Origin of the sequence: Roseomonas sp. AR75, from assembly GCF_005222815.1 — a bacterium.
GTDB lineage: Bacteria > Pseudomonadota > Alphaproteobacteria > Acetobacterales > Acetobacteraceae > Falsiroseomonas.
This window is the reverse complement of record NZ_STGB01000006.1, coordinates 568,884-583,280: the sequence shown is the minus strand read 5'-3', so window position 1 is coordinate 583,280 and position 14,397 is coordinate 568,884. Positions and strand designations below refer to the sequence as shown.

Annotated in this window: 12 protein-coding genes; 11 read left to right on the top strand and 1 reads right to left on the bottom strand. The window is 71.1% G+C overall.

Annotated elements, in window-relative coordinates; genetic code table 11:
- The first annotated feature begins 29 nt into the window (after window positions 1-29).
- The 8 genes from E4T13_RS27340 (at window position 30) to E4T13_RS27305 (ending at window position 9,741) form a co-directional block, all read left to right on the top strand.
- On the top strand, window positions 30-896 hold the full coding sequence (locus E4T13_RS27340) for a glycine--tRNA ligase subunit alpha (RefSeq protein ID WP_137181503.1): 867 nt from the start codon (window positions 30-32) through the stop codon (window positions 894-896).
- A gap of 58 nt (window positions 897-954) precedes the next feature.
- A complete protein-coding gene (locus tag E4T13_RS27335) occupies window positions 955-1,236 on the top strand; it encodes a type II toxin-antitoxin system VapB family antitoxin (RefSeq protein ID WP_137181502.1) in 282 nt (93 codons plus the stop codon).
- A gap of 2 nt (window positions 1,237-1,238) precedes the next feature.
- Window positions 1,239-1,622, top strand: coding sequence for a type II toxin-antitoxin system VapC family toxin (locus tag E4T13_RS27330; RefSeq protein WP_240791323.1), 384 nt, complete (start codon window positions 1,239-1,241; stop codon window positions 1,620-1,622).
- Window positions 1,623-1,625: 3 nt separating this feature from the next.
- Window positions 1,626-3,776, top strand: a complete 2,151-nt coding sequence (gene glyS / locus E4T13_RS27325) for a glycine--tRNA ligase subunit beta (RefSeq protein WP_137181500.1) — start codon at window positions 1,626-1,628, stop codon at window positions 3,774-3,776.
- 178 nt (window positions 3,777-3,954) lie between these two features.
- Window positions 3,955-6,624 (top strand): pyruvate, phosphate dikinase, encoded by a 2,670-nt coding sequence (gene ppdK, locus E4T13_RS27320; protein WP_137181499.1) that lies wholly within the window; start codon window positions 3,955-3,957, stop codon window positions 6,622-6,624.
- Between the two features lie 202 nt (window positions 6,625-6,826).
- A complete protein-coding gene (locus E4T13_RS27315; protein WP_137181498.1) occupies window positions 6,827-7,600 on the top strand; it encodes a glycosyltransferase family 2 protein in 774 nt (257 codons plus the stop codon).
- A complete protein-coding gene (locus E4T13_RS27310; protein ID WP_137181497.1) occupies window positions 7,597-8,829 on the top strand; it encodes an O-antigen ligase family protein in 1,233 nt (410 codons plus the stop codon). Before E4T13_RS27315 ends, E4T13_RS27310 begins: the two co-directional genes overlap by 4 nt.
- 54 nt (window positions 8,830-8,883) lie before the next feature.
- Window positions 8,884-9,741, top strand: coding sequence for an SDR family oxidoreductase (locus tag E4T13_RS27305; protein ID WP_137181496.1), 858 nt, complete (start codon window positions 8,884-8,886; stop codon window positions 9,739-9,741).
- A gap of 9 nt (window positions 9,742-9,750) precedes the next feature.
- Here E4T13_RS27305 and E4T13_RS27300 read toward each other — a convergent pair whose 3' ends face one another.
- Window positions 9,751-10,572 (bottom strand): folate-binding protein YgfZ, encoded by an 822-nt coding sequence (locus E4T13_RS27300; protein WP_137181495.1) that lies wholly within the window; start codon window positions 10,570-10,572, stop codon window positions 9,751-9,753.
- Between the two features lie 102 nt (window positions 10,573-10,674).
- Here E4T13_RS27300 and E4T13_RS27295 point away from each other — a divergent pair, with 102 nt between their 5' ends.
- From E4T13_RS27295 to asnB, 3 genes are read left to right on the top strand one after another with little or no spacing between them, the layout of a single operon-like run.
- Window positions 10,675-11,589, top strand: coding sequence for a glycosyltransferase family 9 protein (locus tag E4T13_RS27295; RefSeq protein ID WP_137181494.1), 915 nt, complete (start codon window positions 10,675-10,677; stop codon window positions 11,587-11,589).
- Window positions 11,586-12,626 carry a glycosyltransferase gene (locus E4T13_RS27290; RefSeq protein ID WP_137181493.1) on the top strand — a complete coding sequence of 347 codons (1,041 nt, stop codon included), beginning with the start codon at window positions 11,586-11,588 and terminating at the stop codon, window positions 12,624-12,626. The genes E4T13_RS27295 and E4T13_RS27290 overlap by 4 nt, the downstream gene beginning before the upstream one ends.
- On the top strand, window positions 12,627-14,396 hold the full coding sequence (asnB, locus tag E4T13_RS27285; protein WP_137181492.1) for an asparagine synthase (glutamine-hydrolyzing): 1,770 nt from the start codon (window positions 12,627-12,629) through the stop codon (window positions 14,394-14,396).
- The last annotated feature ends 1 nt before the right edge of the window (window position 14,397 follow it).

The window sequence follows — 14,397 nt, the reverse complement described above, 5'->3', positions numbered from 1 at the left end:
GCCTCGGCTGGTCTATTCCGCGCCCCGAGATGCCCGAAAAGCCCCCCTCCTTCCAGGATATCATCCTGCGCCTCCACCGCTTCTGGGGCGAGCAGGGTTGCCTGATCCTGCAGCCCTACGACATGGAAGTCGGCGCCGGCACCTTCCACCCGGCGACCACGCTGCGCGCGCTGGGGCCGAAGCCCTGGCAGGCGGCCTATGTGCAGCCCAGTCGCCGCCCCGCCGATGGCCGCTATGGCGAGAACCCGAACCGGCTGCAGCACTACTACCAGTACCAGGTCATCCTGAAGCCGTCCCCGCCCGACCCGCAGCGCCTGCTGATCGAGAGCTACCGGGCGCTCGGCATCGACCCGATGTTGCACGACATCCGCTTCGTCGAGGATGACTGGGAAAGCCCGACGCTCGGCGCCTGGGGCCTCGGCTGGGAAGTGTGGTGCGACGGGATGGAGGTGACGCAGTTCACCTATTTCCAGCAGGTCGGCGGCATCCCCTGCGAGGTGCCGAGCTGCGAGCTGACCTATGGCCTGGAACGCCTTGCGATGTACATCCAGGGCGTCGAGAACGTCTACGACCTGGATTTCAACGGCCGCGGCGTGACCTATGGCGAGGTGTTCAAGCGCGCCGAGGTGGAATACTCGCACCACAATTTCGAGGCCGCCGACACCGCGATGCTGTTCCAGCACTTCGCCGACGCCGAGAAGGAATGCACCGCGCTCGTGGATCGCGGCCTGGCGCTGCCGGCCTATGACCAGTGCATCAAGGCATCGCACCGCTTCAATTTGCTGGATGCGCGCGGCGCGATCAGCGTGGCGGAGCGGCAGGCCTTTATCGGGCGCGTGCGGACCCTGGCGAAGCGCTGCTGCGAGGCCTGGCTGGCGGGGGAGAAAGCCGCGTGAGGTTGCCGGCCCTCCCTGTTTCTACCATATCCCCTGCGCTTTCTACCATGAGGGCGCGATGGGTCAGTTGAACATCAAGAGCGACCGCGCGGACGAACTCGTCAGCCGCCTCGTCGCCCTGACCGGCGAGAGCAAGACCCAGGCCGTGGTCTCGGCGCTGGAGGAGCGACTGGCGCGGGTCGAGAAGGAGAAGGGCGCGGCGCCTGGCCGGCACCCCGATTACGAAAAGCGGCTGAAGTTCATGGAGGAACTCGCCGCCGAAGTGACTGCCGCGACGCCGCCGCATCTGCGCACCAGCGACCATTCCGATCTCTACGACGAGAACGGGACGCCGAAGTGATCGTGGATACCTCGGCCATCTGCGCGATCCTGTTCCGCGAGGCTGACGCCGAACTCTACAGCGAGGCGATCGCGGCCGCGCAGGCGATCCGCGTCTCGGCCGTGACCCTGGTCGAGGCGACGACCGTCATCGAGGGCCGCCGGGCCACAGGCGCGCCGATGCCGATCGAGCGCTGGGTCGCCGGCGTCGGCGCCGAGATCTGCCCGATCACCGGCGAAACCGCGCGCGTCGCGCAGGAAGGCTGGCGCCGCTTCGGCAAGGGGCGGCACAAGGCCGGGCTCAACCTGGGCGACTGCTTCGCCTATGCGCTCGCGATCGAGCGGAACGAGCCGCTGCTGTTCAAGGGCGACGACTTCGCCCAGACCGATGTGAAAAGGGCGCTGTAGCGCATGCCCGAACTTCTGCTCGAACTGTTCAGCGAGGAAATTCCCGCGCGCATGCAGGCGCGCGGCGCCGACGACCTTGCACGCGCCGTGGCCGCCGCTCTGGCGCCGGTGATGGAAGGCGCGCCGCGCGCCTTCCACGGCCCGCGGCGCATCGCGCTGGCCGCCATGCTGCGCGCGCAGGTCACGACGGAGGGCAAGGAGGAACGCGGCCCGCGCATCGGCGCGCCGGACGCGGCGCTCGCCGGCTTCCTGAAGAAGCACGGCGCGGAGAAGTCGGCGCTCGTGGAGCGCAACGGCTTCTGGGTGCTGGACAAGCCCGGCGAGACGCTGGCAGCCCGCGACCTGATCGCGCGCGAGATGCCGAAGCTGATCCGCGGCTTCGCCTGGCCGAAATCCATGCGCTGGGGCTCGGGCGGCAGCTTCACCTGGGTGCGGCCGCTGCAGCGCATCCTCTGCCTGCTCGACGGCGAGGTCGTGCCCTTCGACCTGAAGCAGGGCGATGACGACGCGCATGGGCTGCGTAGTGGCAACCTGACCGAAGGCCATCGCGTGATGGCACCCGGAGAGGTCGCCGTCTTCTCCTTCGCCAGCTACGAGGCGGAGCTGCGGCATCGCCGCGTCATCATCGACGCCGGCGAGCGCATGGCGATCATCGAGGAACGGCTGAACACGCTCGCCGCATCGCACGGCGTGCAAATGGTGCCGGATCGCGGGCTGCTGGAGGAAGTAGCGGGGCTGGTGGAGTGGCCGGTGCCGCTGCTCGGCCGCATCGACGACGCCTTCATGGATTTGCCGCCGGAACTGATGCGCGCCACCATGCGCGTCAACCAGCGCTATTTTTCCGTCGTCAGGCCGGACGGGTCCGCGGCGCCCTTCTTCGGCGTGGTCGCCAACATCGCCGCCAGCGACGGCGGCGCCGCGCTGGTCGCGGGCAATGAGCGCGTGCTGCGCGCACGGCTTTCGGATGCGCGCTTCTTCTGGGACCAGGACCGCAAGCAGAAGCTCGAGGATTTCCTCCCCAAGCTCGACGAGGTGGTGTTCCACGCGAAGCTCGGCACGCAGGGCCAGCGTGTGGCGCGGCTGGAGCGTCTGGCGCGCTGGCTCGCGCCCCATATCGGGGCCGATGCGAACCTTGCGGCGCGCGCGGCGCAACTCGCCAAGGCCGACCTCGCCTCCGGCATGGTGGGAGAATTCCCGGAGTTGCAGGGCGTGATGGGGCGCTACTACGCGCGCGCCCGGGGCGAGGACGCGCTCGTCGCCGACGCGATCGGCACGCAGTATCGTCCGCTCGGACCGGGCGACGCGGTTCCCTCCGAACCGACTGCTGTCGCCGTTGCGTTGGCCGACAAGCTCGACACCCTCGCCGGCTTCTTCGCCGCCGATGAGCGGCCGACCGGCAGCGGCGATCCCTTCGCGCTGCGCCGCGCCGCACTCGGCATTATCCGCATCGTCCGTGAGAACGGACTGCGGCTGCGCCTGGCCGACGCCTTCGCCGAATCCTTCTTCGGCTTCCCGCAGGCGGTTGGCGTCTCACCGGCGCCGGAATTCGGCATGGCCGTCGCGCAGGAAAAGCTGAACGCCGGCTGGAAGCCGCCCGCCGGCAGCGCGCATCCGCCGATGGTCGCCGCCTTCGCGGCCGGCCTGGTGGATTTCCTCGCCGAACGCCTGCGCGTCCAGCTCCGCGCCGAAGGCGCGCGGCACGACGTGGTCGCCGCCGCCTTTACCGCCGGCGAGGATGACCTGCTGCGCCTGCTCGCCCGCGCCGATGCGCTGAAGGCGCTGGTGGAATCCGACACGGGAAAAAACCTCCTCGCCGCCTACAAGCGCGCAGCCAACATCCTGCGCATCGAGGAGAAGAAGGACGGGCCGCATGCCGGCGCGGTGGACGCCGCCCTGCTCGCGCTGCCCGAGGAGCAGGCCCTCGCCGCCGCCCTCGATGCCGCGGAACCCGCCGCAAAGGGCGCGCTGAACGACGAAAAATACCCGGAAGCCATGGCCGCACTCGCCGCTCTGCGCGGGCCGCTGGACGCCTTCTTCGATCGCGTGACGGTCAATGCGCCCGAAAAGGAACTCCGGCAGAACCGTTTGCGCTTGCTCAACCGGCTGCGGACCGCCATGGACGCCGTGGCCGACTTCTCGAAGATCGAGGGGTGATGGCCGGCGGAGCGCAAGCCGCCCGTTCGTCGCCCCGACCCTCCCCCGCTGCGCGGGAGAGGGACCAGTCGCGCAATCCATTCTCCCTCTCCCGCTTGCGGGGGAGGGGCGGGGTGGGGGTTTCGCCGGTGCCGCCGGCCGAGGCCCTCGAACGTCCCCCAGGGCAGGAGACAGCTTGATGACCCAGTGGGTGTACAGCTTCGGGGCCGGCCACAACGAAGGCCGCGCGGACATGCGCAACCTGCTCGGCGGCAAGGGTGCCAACCTGGCGGAGATGGCGAGCATCGGCCTTCCCGTGCCGCCCGGCTTCACCGTCACCACCGAGGTCTGCACCTACTACTACGCCCACCAGAACAGCTATCCCGGCGACCTGAAGGACCAGGTGGAGCGCGCGCTGGCGCGCGTGGAAGGCGCCGTCGGCGCGAAGTTCGGCGACCACCACAAACCGCTGCTCGTCTCCGTCCGCTCCGGCGCGCGCGTCTCGATGCCCGGCATGATGGACACGGTGCTGAACCTCGGCCTGAACGACGCGACCGTGGACGGCCTCGCGGCCGCGTCGGGCGACGCGCGCTTCGCCTGGGACAGCTATCGCCGCTTCATCCAGATGTACGGCTCCGTCGTGCTCGGCGTGGACCATCACCGCTTCGAGGAAATCATCGAGCATGTGAAGCTCGACAAGGGCGTCTCCGAGGACACCGAGCTCGGCGCGACGGACTGGCACCGCGTCGTCGCCGGCTACAAGGACATGGTGGAGGAAGTCACCGGCAAGCCCTTCCCGCAGGACCCGCACCAGCAGCTCTGGGGCGCGATCGGCGCGGTGTTCGGAAGCTGGATGAACCCGCGCGCCAACACCTATCGCCGCCTGCACGACATCCCCGCGGACTGGGGCACCGCCGTCAACGTCCAGGCCATGGTGTTCGGCAACATGGGCAATGACTGCGCCACCGGCGTGTGCTTCACGCGCGATCCCAGCACGGGCGAGAACGTGTTCTACGGCGAGTACCTGATCAACGCGCAGGGCGAGGACGTGGTCGCCGGCATCCGCACGCCGCAGCCCATGGCGAAGGAACGCTCGAAGCCCGGCGAGCGCAGCATGGAAGAGGCCATGCCGAACGCCTATGCCGAGCTGGTGCAGGTTCGCGCGACGCTCGAGAAGCACTACCGCGACATGCAGGACATCGAGTTCACGGTGCAGCAGAACAAGCTGTACATGTTGCAGACGCGCAACGGGAAGCGCACCGCCGCGGCCTCGCTGAAGATCGCCGTGGACATGGCACGCGAGGGGCTGATCGACCGCACGGAGGCGGTGAAGCGCGTCGACCCGAAGGCGCTGGACCAGCTCCTGCATCCCACGCTGGACCCGAAGGCGCCGCGCAAGCCGCTGGCGAAGGGCCTGCCGGCCTCGCCGGGCGCGGCCTGCGGCGTGGTGGTGTTCTCGGCCGACGAGGCGGAGACGCGCGCGGCAAAGGGCGAGGCCGTCATCCTCGTGCGTATCGAGACGAGCCCTGAGGACATCCACGGCATGCACGCCGCGAAGGGCATCCTGACGACGCGCGGCGGCATGACCAGCCACGCCGCCGTCGTCGCGCGCGGCATGGGGCGGCCCTGCGTGGCCGGCGCGGGCAGCATCACCGTGGATTATGCGCAACAGGTGCTGAGCGCCGGCGGCAAGCGGGTGAATGCCGGCGAGACCATCACGCTGGACGGCGCGACCGGAGAGGTCTTCGTCGGCTCCGTCGCGATGATCGAGCCGAAGCTCTCGGGCGATTTCGCGACGCTGATGGAGTGGGCGGATTCCGTCCGCAAGCTGAAGGTGCGCACCAACGCGGAAACGCCGCTCGATGCCGAGACTGCGAGGAAATTCGGCGCGGAGGGCATCGGGCTCTGCCGCACCGAGCACATGTTCTTCGATCCCGAGCGCATCGGCGCCGTGCGGCAGATGATCATGGCGGAGACGGAAGGCGGCCGCCGCGCCGCGCTGGCGCGCCTGCTGCCCTTCCAGCGCCAGGACTTCATCGACCTGTTCCGCATCATGGCGGGCCTGCCGGTGACGATCCGCCTGCTCGACCCGCCGCTGCACGAGTTCCTGCCGCACAAGGAGGAGGAGATCGAGGAGGTCGCCGCCGACCTCGGCGCCGATGTCGCGGCGATGCGCCGGCGCGTCTCGGAGCTTTCGGAAGCCAACCCGATGCTCGGCCATCGCGGCTGCCGCCTCGGCATCACCTTCCCCGAGATCTACGAGATGCAGGCCCGCGCGATCTTCGAGGCCGCGGTCGCCATCGGCAAGGAGACGCACAAGGCGCCGGTGCCGGAGATCATGATCCCGCTCGTGATGACGAAGCGCGAGCTCGAGATCCTGCGCGCGCTGGTGGACAGGGTGGCGCAGGAGGTCTTCGCCGAATCCGGCTACCACGTGGAGTACCTCGTCGGCACGATGATCGAGCTGCCGCGCGCGGCGCTGACCGCGGATGCGATCGCCGAAAGCGCGGATTTCTTCAGCTTCGGCACCAACGACCTGACGCAGACGGTGTTCGGCCTGTCGCGCGACGACGCCGGCAAGTTCCTGCCGGTCTATGTCGAGAAGAACATCCTGCCGAAGGACCCCTTCGTCTCCATCGACGTGGACGGCGTGGGCGCGTTGGTGGAGATCGCCGCGGAGAAGGGCCGCAAGGTCAAGGCCGACCTCAAGCTCGGCATCTGCGGCGAACATGGCGGCGACCCGGCCAGCATCCACTTCTGCGGCAAGACCGGCCTCGACTACGTCTCCTGCTCGCCCTACCGCGTCCCCATCGCACGCCTCGCGGCAGCCCAGGCGGCCCTCGCCGGCGGCGGCGACAGGACGGCGTGAGCCGCGCGGCCGCAGGGGGGCTCCGCCCCCCTGCACCCCCCGCCAGGAGGCGTGGCCTCCTGGACCTTGATCAGTTCAACGCCGGGAAGGGAGGGGGCACTTCGGCCCCCTCCCTTCCCGGCGCTAACGCTCATGGGTTCCAAGGGGCCACTGCCCCTTGGCGGGAGGGGTGCGGGGAGGGCAGAGCCCTCCCCGTCGCCGCATGACCTCACCCCGCCTCTCCGCCCTCGTCGTCGCGCGCAACGAGGAGCAGCGGCTGCCGGATTGTCTGGCGTCCTGTGCCTTCGCGGATGAGGTCGTGGTGGTGCTGGATCGCAGCACGGATGGCAGCGCGGCGATCGCGCGCGAGCACGGTGCGCGCGTGATCGAAGGCGCGTGGGAGCTGGAAGGCGCGCGGCGCAACACGGGCCTCGACGCCTGCACCGGCGACTGGGTGCTGGAGGTCGACGCGGATGAGCGCGTCACGCCCGATCTCGCCGCCGCCATCCACGCGACCATCGCGTCGTCGCAGCACGCCTGGCACCAGGTGCCGGTGGACAATTATGTCGGCGAGCGGCTGGTGCGATACGGTTGGGCGGGAAGTTTCGGCACCACCTCCGTGCCGCGCCTGTCACGCAAAGGCGCCAAGCGCTGGCGTGCGCAGCGCGTGCATCCGGGGCTGGACTGGACGGGCGCGGAAGGCCCGAAGATCACGCGGGGCGCGCTGATCCACCTGGTGGACCGCGACATCTCCGACATGCTGCGCCGGCTCGACAAGTATTCCTCCGCCAAGGCCGCCGACCTGATCGCGAGCGGCAACATCGGCACGCTCGCGGGCAATCTCCGCCGCTTCGTGTCGCGGGCTTTCAAGAGCTACGTCTCGCGCAATGGCTACCGGGAAGGCGCGATGGGTGTGCTGCTCGCCTTCTGCACAGGCGCCTTCCCGCTGCTGTCCTACCTGAAGGCGCGGATCGAGCCGGAGAAGCACGGGCGGTGAATCCGTTCCTTCGCTCCGCCAGCTTTCCGCTCGCGGTGCTGCTGGCGATTGCGCCCGTGATGGCGGTCGCGCAGTTCCGCGCCATGGCGCCTGCGGTGACGATCGCGCTGGCGCTCACGCTGGTCGCGCACACCCGCAACCACCGCAGCCTTCCATGGCCACGCTGGAAGCCGCTGCTGCTGCCGGCGCTGGCGCTGCTCGGTTGGGCCGCGATCTCCGCGCTCTGGTCGATCGAGCCGGATCGCGCGCTGGGCACGGTGGCGAGCCTCGTCGCACTGCTGCTGCTCGGCGCGGCCGCGGCACGCGCGCTTGAACAGGACGCACCGGAGCATCGCGCGCGCCTGGGGGCGGCGTTGGTGATCGGGCTCTGCCTCGGCATCCCGCTGCTGGCCTTCGACCATGGCAGCCAGAACCTGTTCCGCCTGGCGGTGCGCGGCTTCCCGCCCTGGACGCCCTTCGTGGATTTCGGGCTGAAGCCGACTGTCTCGCTCGTCGCGCTGCTGCTGCCGCTGGTGCTGGCCGTGCCCCAGGCGCCGCGCCTGCTGCGCGCTGCGCTCATCCTCGGCGGCGTGGCAGTGGCGGTGTGGCTGCCGGGCGAATCCGCCAAGATCGCGGCGGTCGCGGGGATGCTCGCGGCGCTTGCCGCGCGGTGGGCGCCGCGGCTTGCCGCACGGGTCGCGGCGGCGTCGCTCGCGCTGGTATTCCTGACCGCGCCCCTGCTCTTCGCCGCCGTGCTGGACCGCGCACCGAACCTCGCCGCGCTGCCGCCTTCCGCCGCGCACCGCGTGCTGATCTGGGATTTCGTGACGGAGCGCATTGCGGAGCGGCCGCTGCTCGGCTGGGGCATGGAATCCAGCCGTGAGATCCCGGGCGGCGTCGACCGCTTCGAGCGCGCCACGCTCGACCGCTTCGGCCTGACCTCCCCCGAGGCGCGCGACTGGTTCGGCGCGGAGGCGGCGCGGCGCCTGCCGCTGCACACTCACAACAACGCGTTGCAGGTCTGGCTGGAACTCGGCCTGATCGGCGCGGCGCTGGCGGCGCTGCTGGCCGCCACCGTGATGCTGACAGCCGGGGCCATGCCCGCGGCGCCGGCCGCCCTCGGTGCCGCCGTGGCGGGCGCAGCCACCGGGCAATTGTCCTTCGGCGCCTGGCAGGCCTGGTGGATCGCGAGCCTCGTGCTCGTGGCGGTGGTGCTCGCCGCCCTGCCAGGAGAGCGTCCGCCGCGCTGAAACCGGCCGCGCATCGCGCCGTTGCCCTTGGCAGCAGCGCAGCGAGTCCGACCGATGCCCGAACAGAATTTCCCGCCGCAGGAACAGCAGCACCAGCCGGGTCGCGAAGGCGCGATGCAGCCGCGTCCGGCCTCCGCCATGGAGACCTGGCAGGGCTCGGGCAAGCTCGCGGGCAAGGTGGCGCTCGTCACGGGCGGCGATTCGGGCATCGGCCGCGCGGTCGCCATCGGCTTCGCCAAGGAAGGCGCGGATGTCGCGATCCTCTACCTGGACGAGACGGAGGACGCGCAGGACACGCAGCGGCGCATCGAGGCCGAGGGCCGCCGCTGCCTGGCGCTCGCCGGCGACATCGGCGATCCCGGCTTCTGCCGGCAGGCCGTGAAGCAGGCGGTCGAACGGCTCGGGCGCCTCGACATCCTCGTGAACAACGCCGCCGAGCAGCATGTCTGCGAGGATTTCTCCGCCATTCCGGTGCAACAGGTGGAGCGGACCTTCCGCACCAACATTCTCGGCATGATGTGGATGACGAAGGCCGCGCTGCCGCACCTGAGGGAAGGCAGCGCGATCGTCAACACGACCTCGATCACCGCCTACAAGGGCAATCCGACGCTGATCGACTATGCCAGCACCAAGGGCGCGATCGTGGCGTTCACGCGCAGCCTTTCCGTCGCGCTGGAGAAGCGGAAGATCCGCGTCAATGCCGTGGCACCCGGGCCGATCTGGACGCCGCTGATCCCCGCAAGCTTCGATGCGGAGCGTACGGCCCGACATGGCAGCGGCGCGCCGATGGAACGCGCGGGACAGCCGGACGAGGTCGCGCCGAGCTACATCTTCCTGGCCAGCAACGCGGACAGTTCCTACATCTCCGGCCAGGTGCTGCACCCGAACGGCGGCAGCGTCGTCAACGGATAGCGGAATCCGTCAGGTGGTCTCGCGCGCGGGCAGGCGCATCCAGCCGGGGATGTGCGGGGCCAGCTCCGCTGCGCCGCAGGCGAAGCGGCCGCCGGCCTCCACTGCCTCGATGCGCAGCAGGGCGAGGCCGCGGTCGTCGCGGCCGCTGCGCATCTCGCCGACCTCCACGCCGTCGCGCGTCACGGGCGTGCCGGGCGCCGGCAGCGGACCCGTCACCAGGACCGGGAACAGCCGCTTCTTCAGCAGCCCGCGGTATTTGGTGCGAGCAGTGAGTTCCTGGCCCATGTAGCAGCCCTTGGACCAGGAGACGCCGTGCAGCTCGTCGAATCCGCCTTCGAGCAGCACCGATTTCTGCGCCTCCATGTCGGCGGGCTCGGGCAGGCCGAGCAAAAAACGGTGGCGTTCGTATTCCGCCGCATCCAGCGCGCCGGAAAGCAGCGCCGGCGCCAGCACGCGCCAGCCGGCCTCGGGAAGCCGCGGATCGCGCGCGGCGATCACGCCGTACGGCGGCTGCTCGCCCCAGGCGGCATGCACCGCGAAGTCGGCCGAGGCATCGCGCAGCGCCACCTTCGCCCGCAGTCGGAAGCGCGACAGCGTGGTCACGATCAGCCCCGCCTGCTCCACCGCGCAATCCAGCAGCAGGCGCTGCCCGTCTGAATGAACGAAGAAATCGGCCAGCCACTTGCCCTGCGGCGTCAGCAGCGCGGCCCAGACGGACTGGCCCGGCGCGGCCTGGGTCACGTCGTTGGAGACGAGGCCCTGCAGGAAGGCGACGCGGTCCTGGCCCGTCACCTCCACCACCCCTCGGCCCGGCAAGACAGCGATCGGCATGTCTGACAAGGTGGGAGGGGCCTGCCGGGGATGCAACATCCCGCGTGCTCGGCCGCGCGGGGTGGGGCGGGGGGCGATGCCGTGCTAGAGCCGGCGAAACCGATGCGCATCCTCTTCGTCACCGCCACCCGGATCGGCGACGCCGTGCTCTCCACCGCACTGCTCGGCCACCTGCTCCGCGCGCATCCCGCGGCGCGGATCACGGTGGCGTGCGGCCCTGCCGCGGCCGGCGTCTTCGCCCGCATGCCGGGGCTGGAGCGGCTGATCGTGGTGGAGAAGCGGCGCTGGTCGCTGCATTGGCCGACGCTCTGGGCGCAGGTGGCCTTCACGCGCTGGGACCTGGTGGTGGATCTCCGCGCCTCGGCGCTCGCCTGGATGGTGCCGGCGCGGCGTCGCCTGGTGGGCAAGGGCGGACGGCGGCCGGGGCACCGGCTGACGCATCTGGGCGCGTTGCTCGGGCTCGCGCCCCCGCCCCTTCCCGTCGCGTGGACCGCGGCGGAAGACGAGGCGCGCGCGGCGGCGCTGCTGCCGGGCGGCCCCTGGCTGGTTCTGGGGCCGACCGCGAACTGGTCGCAGAAGGTGTGGCCGGCCGAGCGGTTTGTCGCCGTCGCGCAGGCGCTGACGGCGCCGGATGGCGCGCTGGCGGGTGCAGGCATTGCCGTGCTGGGCGGGCCGGGCGCGGAGGAGCGGGCGATGGCAGCCCCGGTGTTGACGGCGCTGCCCGGTGCGGTGGACCTCGTTGGCACGCTGAGCCTGCCGGAAGTGGCGGCGGTACTGCGACGCGCGGCGCTCTATCTCGGCAATGATTCCGGCCTGATGCACCTGGCCGCGGCGACGGGCGCGCCGGTGGTCGGGCTGTTCGGGCAGTCCGATGCGCGCGAATATGGCCCGGTGGGGCCGCGCAGCGTCGCCGTCTCGGCCGATGGCGAGCCCTTCCACACCAGCATGACGCGGCTGCCGGTGGAACGCGTCGTCGCCGCAGCGGAGGGGTTGCTGGCGCAGCCCGTGCCGGCATGAGGGTCGCCCATGTCATGGCCGGCGCGGCGCATGGTGGCGCCGAGGGGTTCTACGAGCGCCTCGTCCTCGCGCAGCATCGCAGCGGGCTGCGCGTGCTGCCGGTGATCCGCCGCAACACCGAACGCGCCGCGCGCCTCGCCGCCGGCGGATTGGAGGCGGTGGAGCTCGGCTTCGGCGGTCCCTTCGACCTGCTCACCGCACCGCGCCTTCGCAGCGCGCTCGAAGGCTTCCGCCCGCAGGTCGTCGTCGCCTGGATGAACCGCGCCGCGCGCTTCGCCCGCGCCGCCTCGCAGGGCGAGGCGTGGACGCTCGTGGGCCGGCTCGGTGGGCAATACGACCTCGGCTACTATCGCGGCTGCGACCTGCTGGTGGCGAACACACGCGGTCTCTGCGACTGGATCGCCGGCCAGGGCTGGCCGCGCGAGAGGCTGCGCCACCTGCCGAACTTCGCCGCCGACCTTGCCGGTTCCGCGCCGGCTGCCCTGCCCCTGCCATCCGGCGTGCCGATCCTGCTCGCCATGGGCCGCCTCCACCCCAACAAGGATTTTTCGACGTTGCTGCGCGCGATGGCGCTGCTGCCGGCGGAGGTGCATCTGGCGCTGGCCGGCGAGGGCGAGGAGCGCGCCGCGCTCGAAGCGCTGGCGCACGAACTCGGCATCGCCTCGCGCATCGCCTTCCTCGGCTGGCGGCAGGATGTTGGCGCGCTGCTCGCGGCGAGCGACATGCTCGTCGTGCCGTCGCGCATCGAGCCGCTGGGCAATGTCGTGATCGAGGGCTTCGCCGCAGCACGGCCCGTGGTGGCCGCGGCCTCGGACGGTCCGCGCGAGCTGATCGCGGATGGGCGCACCGGCCTGCTCGTGCCGATCGGCGACCACGCGGCGATGGCCGCCGCCATCGCGTCGCTTCTCGCGGATCGCGCGCGCGCGGACGCCATCGCGGCGGCCGGGCGTGCCGAATTCGAAGCGCACCACGCGGAAGGCCCGGTGCTCGCGGCGTGGCGTACTTTCCTCGACGAAGCCGCCAAGGTGCACGCCTAGATGTGCGGCATCGCAGGCATCGCGCTGCGCCAGGGCATGACGCCGGACGAGGGCGTGCTGCGTGCCATGACGCGCGCGCTGGCGCATCGCGGGCCGGACGGATCGGGCCTGCACCTCGCGGACAATGTGGGCCTGGCGCATACCCGCCTTGCCATCATCGACCTCGCCACTGGCGACCAGCCGCTTTTCGCCGGCCCCGCCGCGCTGGTCGCGAATGGCGAGGTGTACAACTACCTCGAGCTGCGGGAGGCGCATGCGCTGGCCTGCACCACCGGCAGCGATTGCGAGCCGCCGCTGCACCTGTTCCGCCGCGACGGGCTGGATGGCTACGCGCAGGCGATGCGCGGCATGTACGCCGTGGCGCTGCACGACCGGCACGACCGGCGCCTGGTGCTGACGCGCGATCCCTTCGGCATCAAGCCGCTCTACATCGCGCAGGTCGAGGGTGGCATCGCCTTCGCCTCCGAACCGCGCGCGCTGCTGGAAGCCGGGCTGGTTGCTCCGCGCATCCGGCGCGAGGCGCGCGACGAGCTGATGCAGTTGCAATTCACCACGGGCGCCGAGACCATCTTCGAAGGCATCACCCGCGTGGTGCCCGGGGAAACCATCGTCGTCGCCGATGGCGCCATCGTGGAGCGGCACCGCCGCGCGGCCCTGCCGGAAGGCGGGCCTGAGCCGATCGAGGCCGAGGCGGCGCTCGCCCGCTTCGACGCCGCCTTCGAGGACAGCGTGCGCCTGCACCAGCGCAGCGACGTGCCCTATGGCCTGTTCCTGTCGGGCGGCATCGATTCCAACGCCGTGCTGGCGATGATGGCGCGGCTGAACGAGAAGCCCGTCCTTGCCTACACCGCGCGCTTCGACGTGCCAGGCGCGGCCGATGAACAGCAGGCCGCGGAGGCCGCCGCCGCCGCCACCGGCGCGCGTCACGCCACCGTGACCATCACGGAAGCCGAGGTCTGGCGCCACCTGCCGGAGATCGTGGCGGCGATGGACGATCCGGCCGCGGATTACGCGATCATCCCATCCTGGTTCCTCGCGCGGCGCGCGCGGCAGGAGGTGAAGGTCGTCCTCTCCGGCGAGGGCGGCGACGAGATCTTCGGGGGCTATGGCCGCTACCGCAGCGCGATGCGGCCCTGGTGGCTCGGCGGGCGGCAGCCGCGCGCCGCGGGCAGCTTCGACCATGTGACCGATGTGCTGCGGGAGCCGCCCTCCACCTGGCGCGACGGCATCGCCGCGGCAGAGGCGGCGGCGATGATGCCGGGGCGCACGCGGCTGATGGCGGCGCAGGCGGCCGATATCGCGGAATGGCTGCCGAACGACCTGCTGCTGAAGCTGGATCGCTGCCTGATGGCGCATGCGGTGGAAGGCCGCACGCCCTTCCTCGATCCCGGCGTCGCGGCCGCGTGCTGGCGCCTGCCGGACGGGCTGAAGGTGCGCGGGCGCACGGGCAAGTGGCTGCTGCGCGAATGGCTCTCCCGCCATTTGCCGAGCAGCCGGCCCTTCGCACCGAAGCAGGGCTTCACCGTGCCCGTCGCGGCCTGGATCGCCAATGTCGGCGAGAGGCTCGGCCCGCTGGTCGCGGCGCAGCCGGGCGTGGCGGAGATCGCGCGGCCGGATCGCGTGGCCGCGCTGTTCCGCAATGCCGGCGGCGACAAGCATCGCGGCTTCGCGGCGTGGCATCTGCTGTTCTACGCGCTGTGGCACCGCGCGCACGTTGAGCGCGCGGGCGGCGACGGCGATGTTTGGGAGGTGCTGGCCTCGCGCGGGTGAT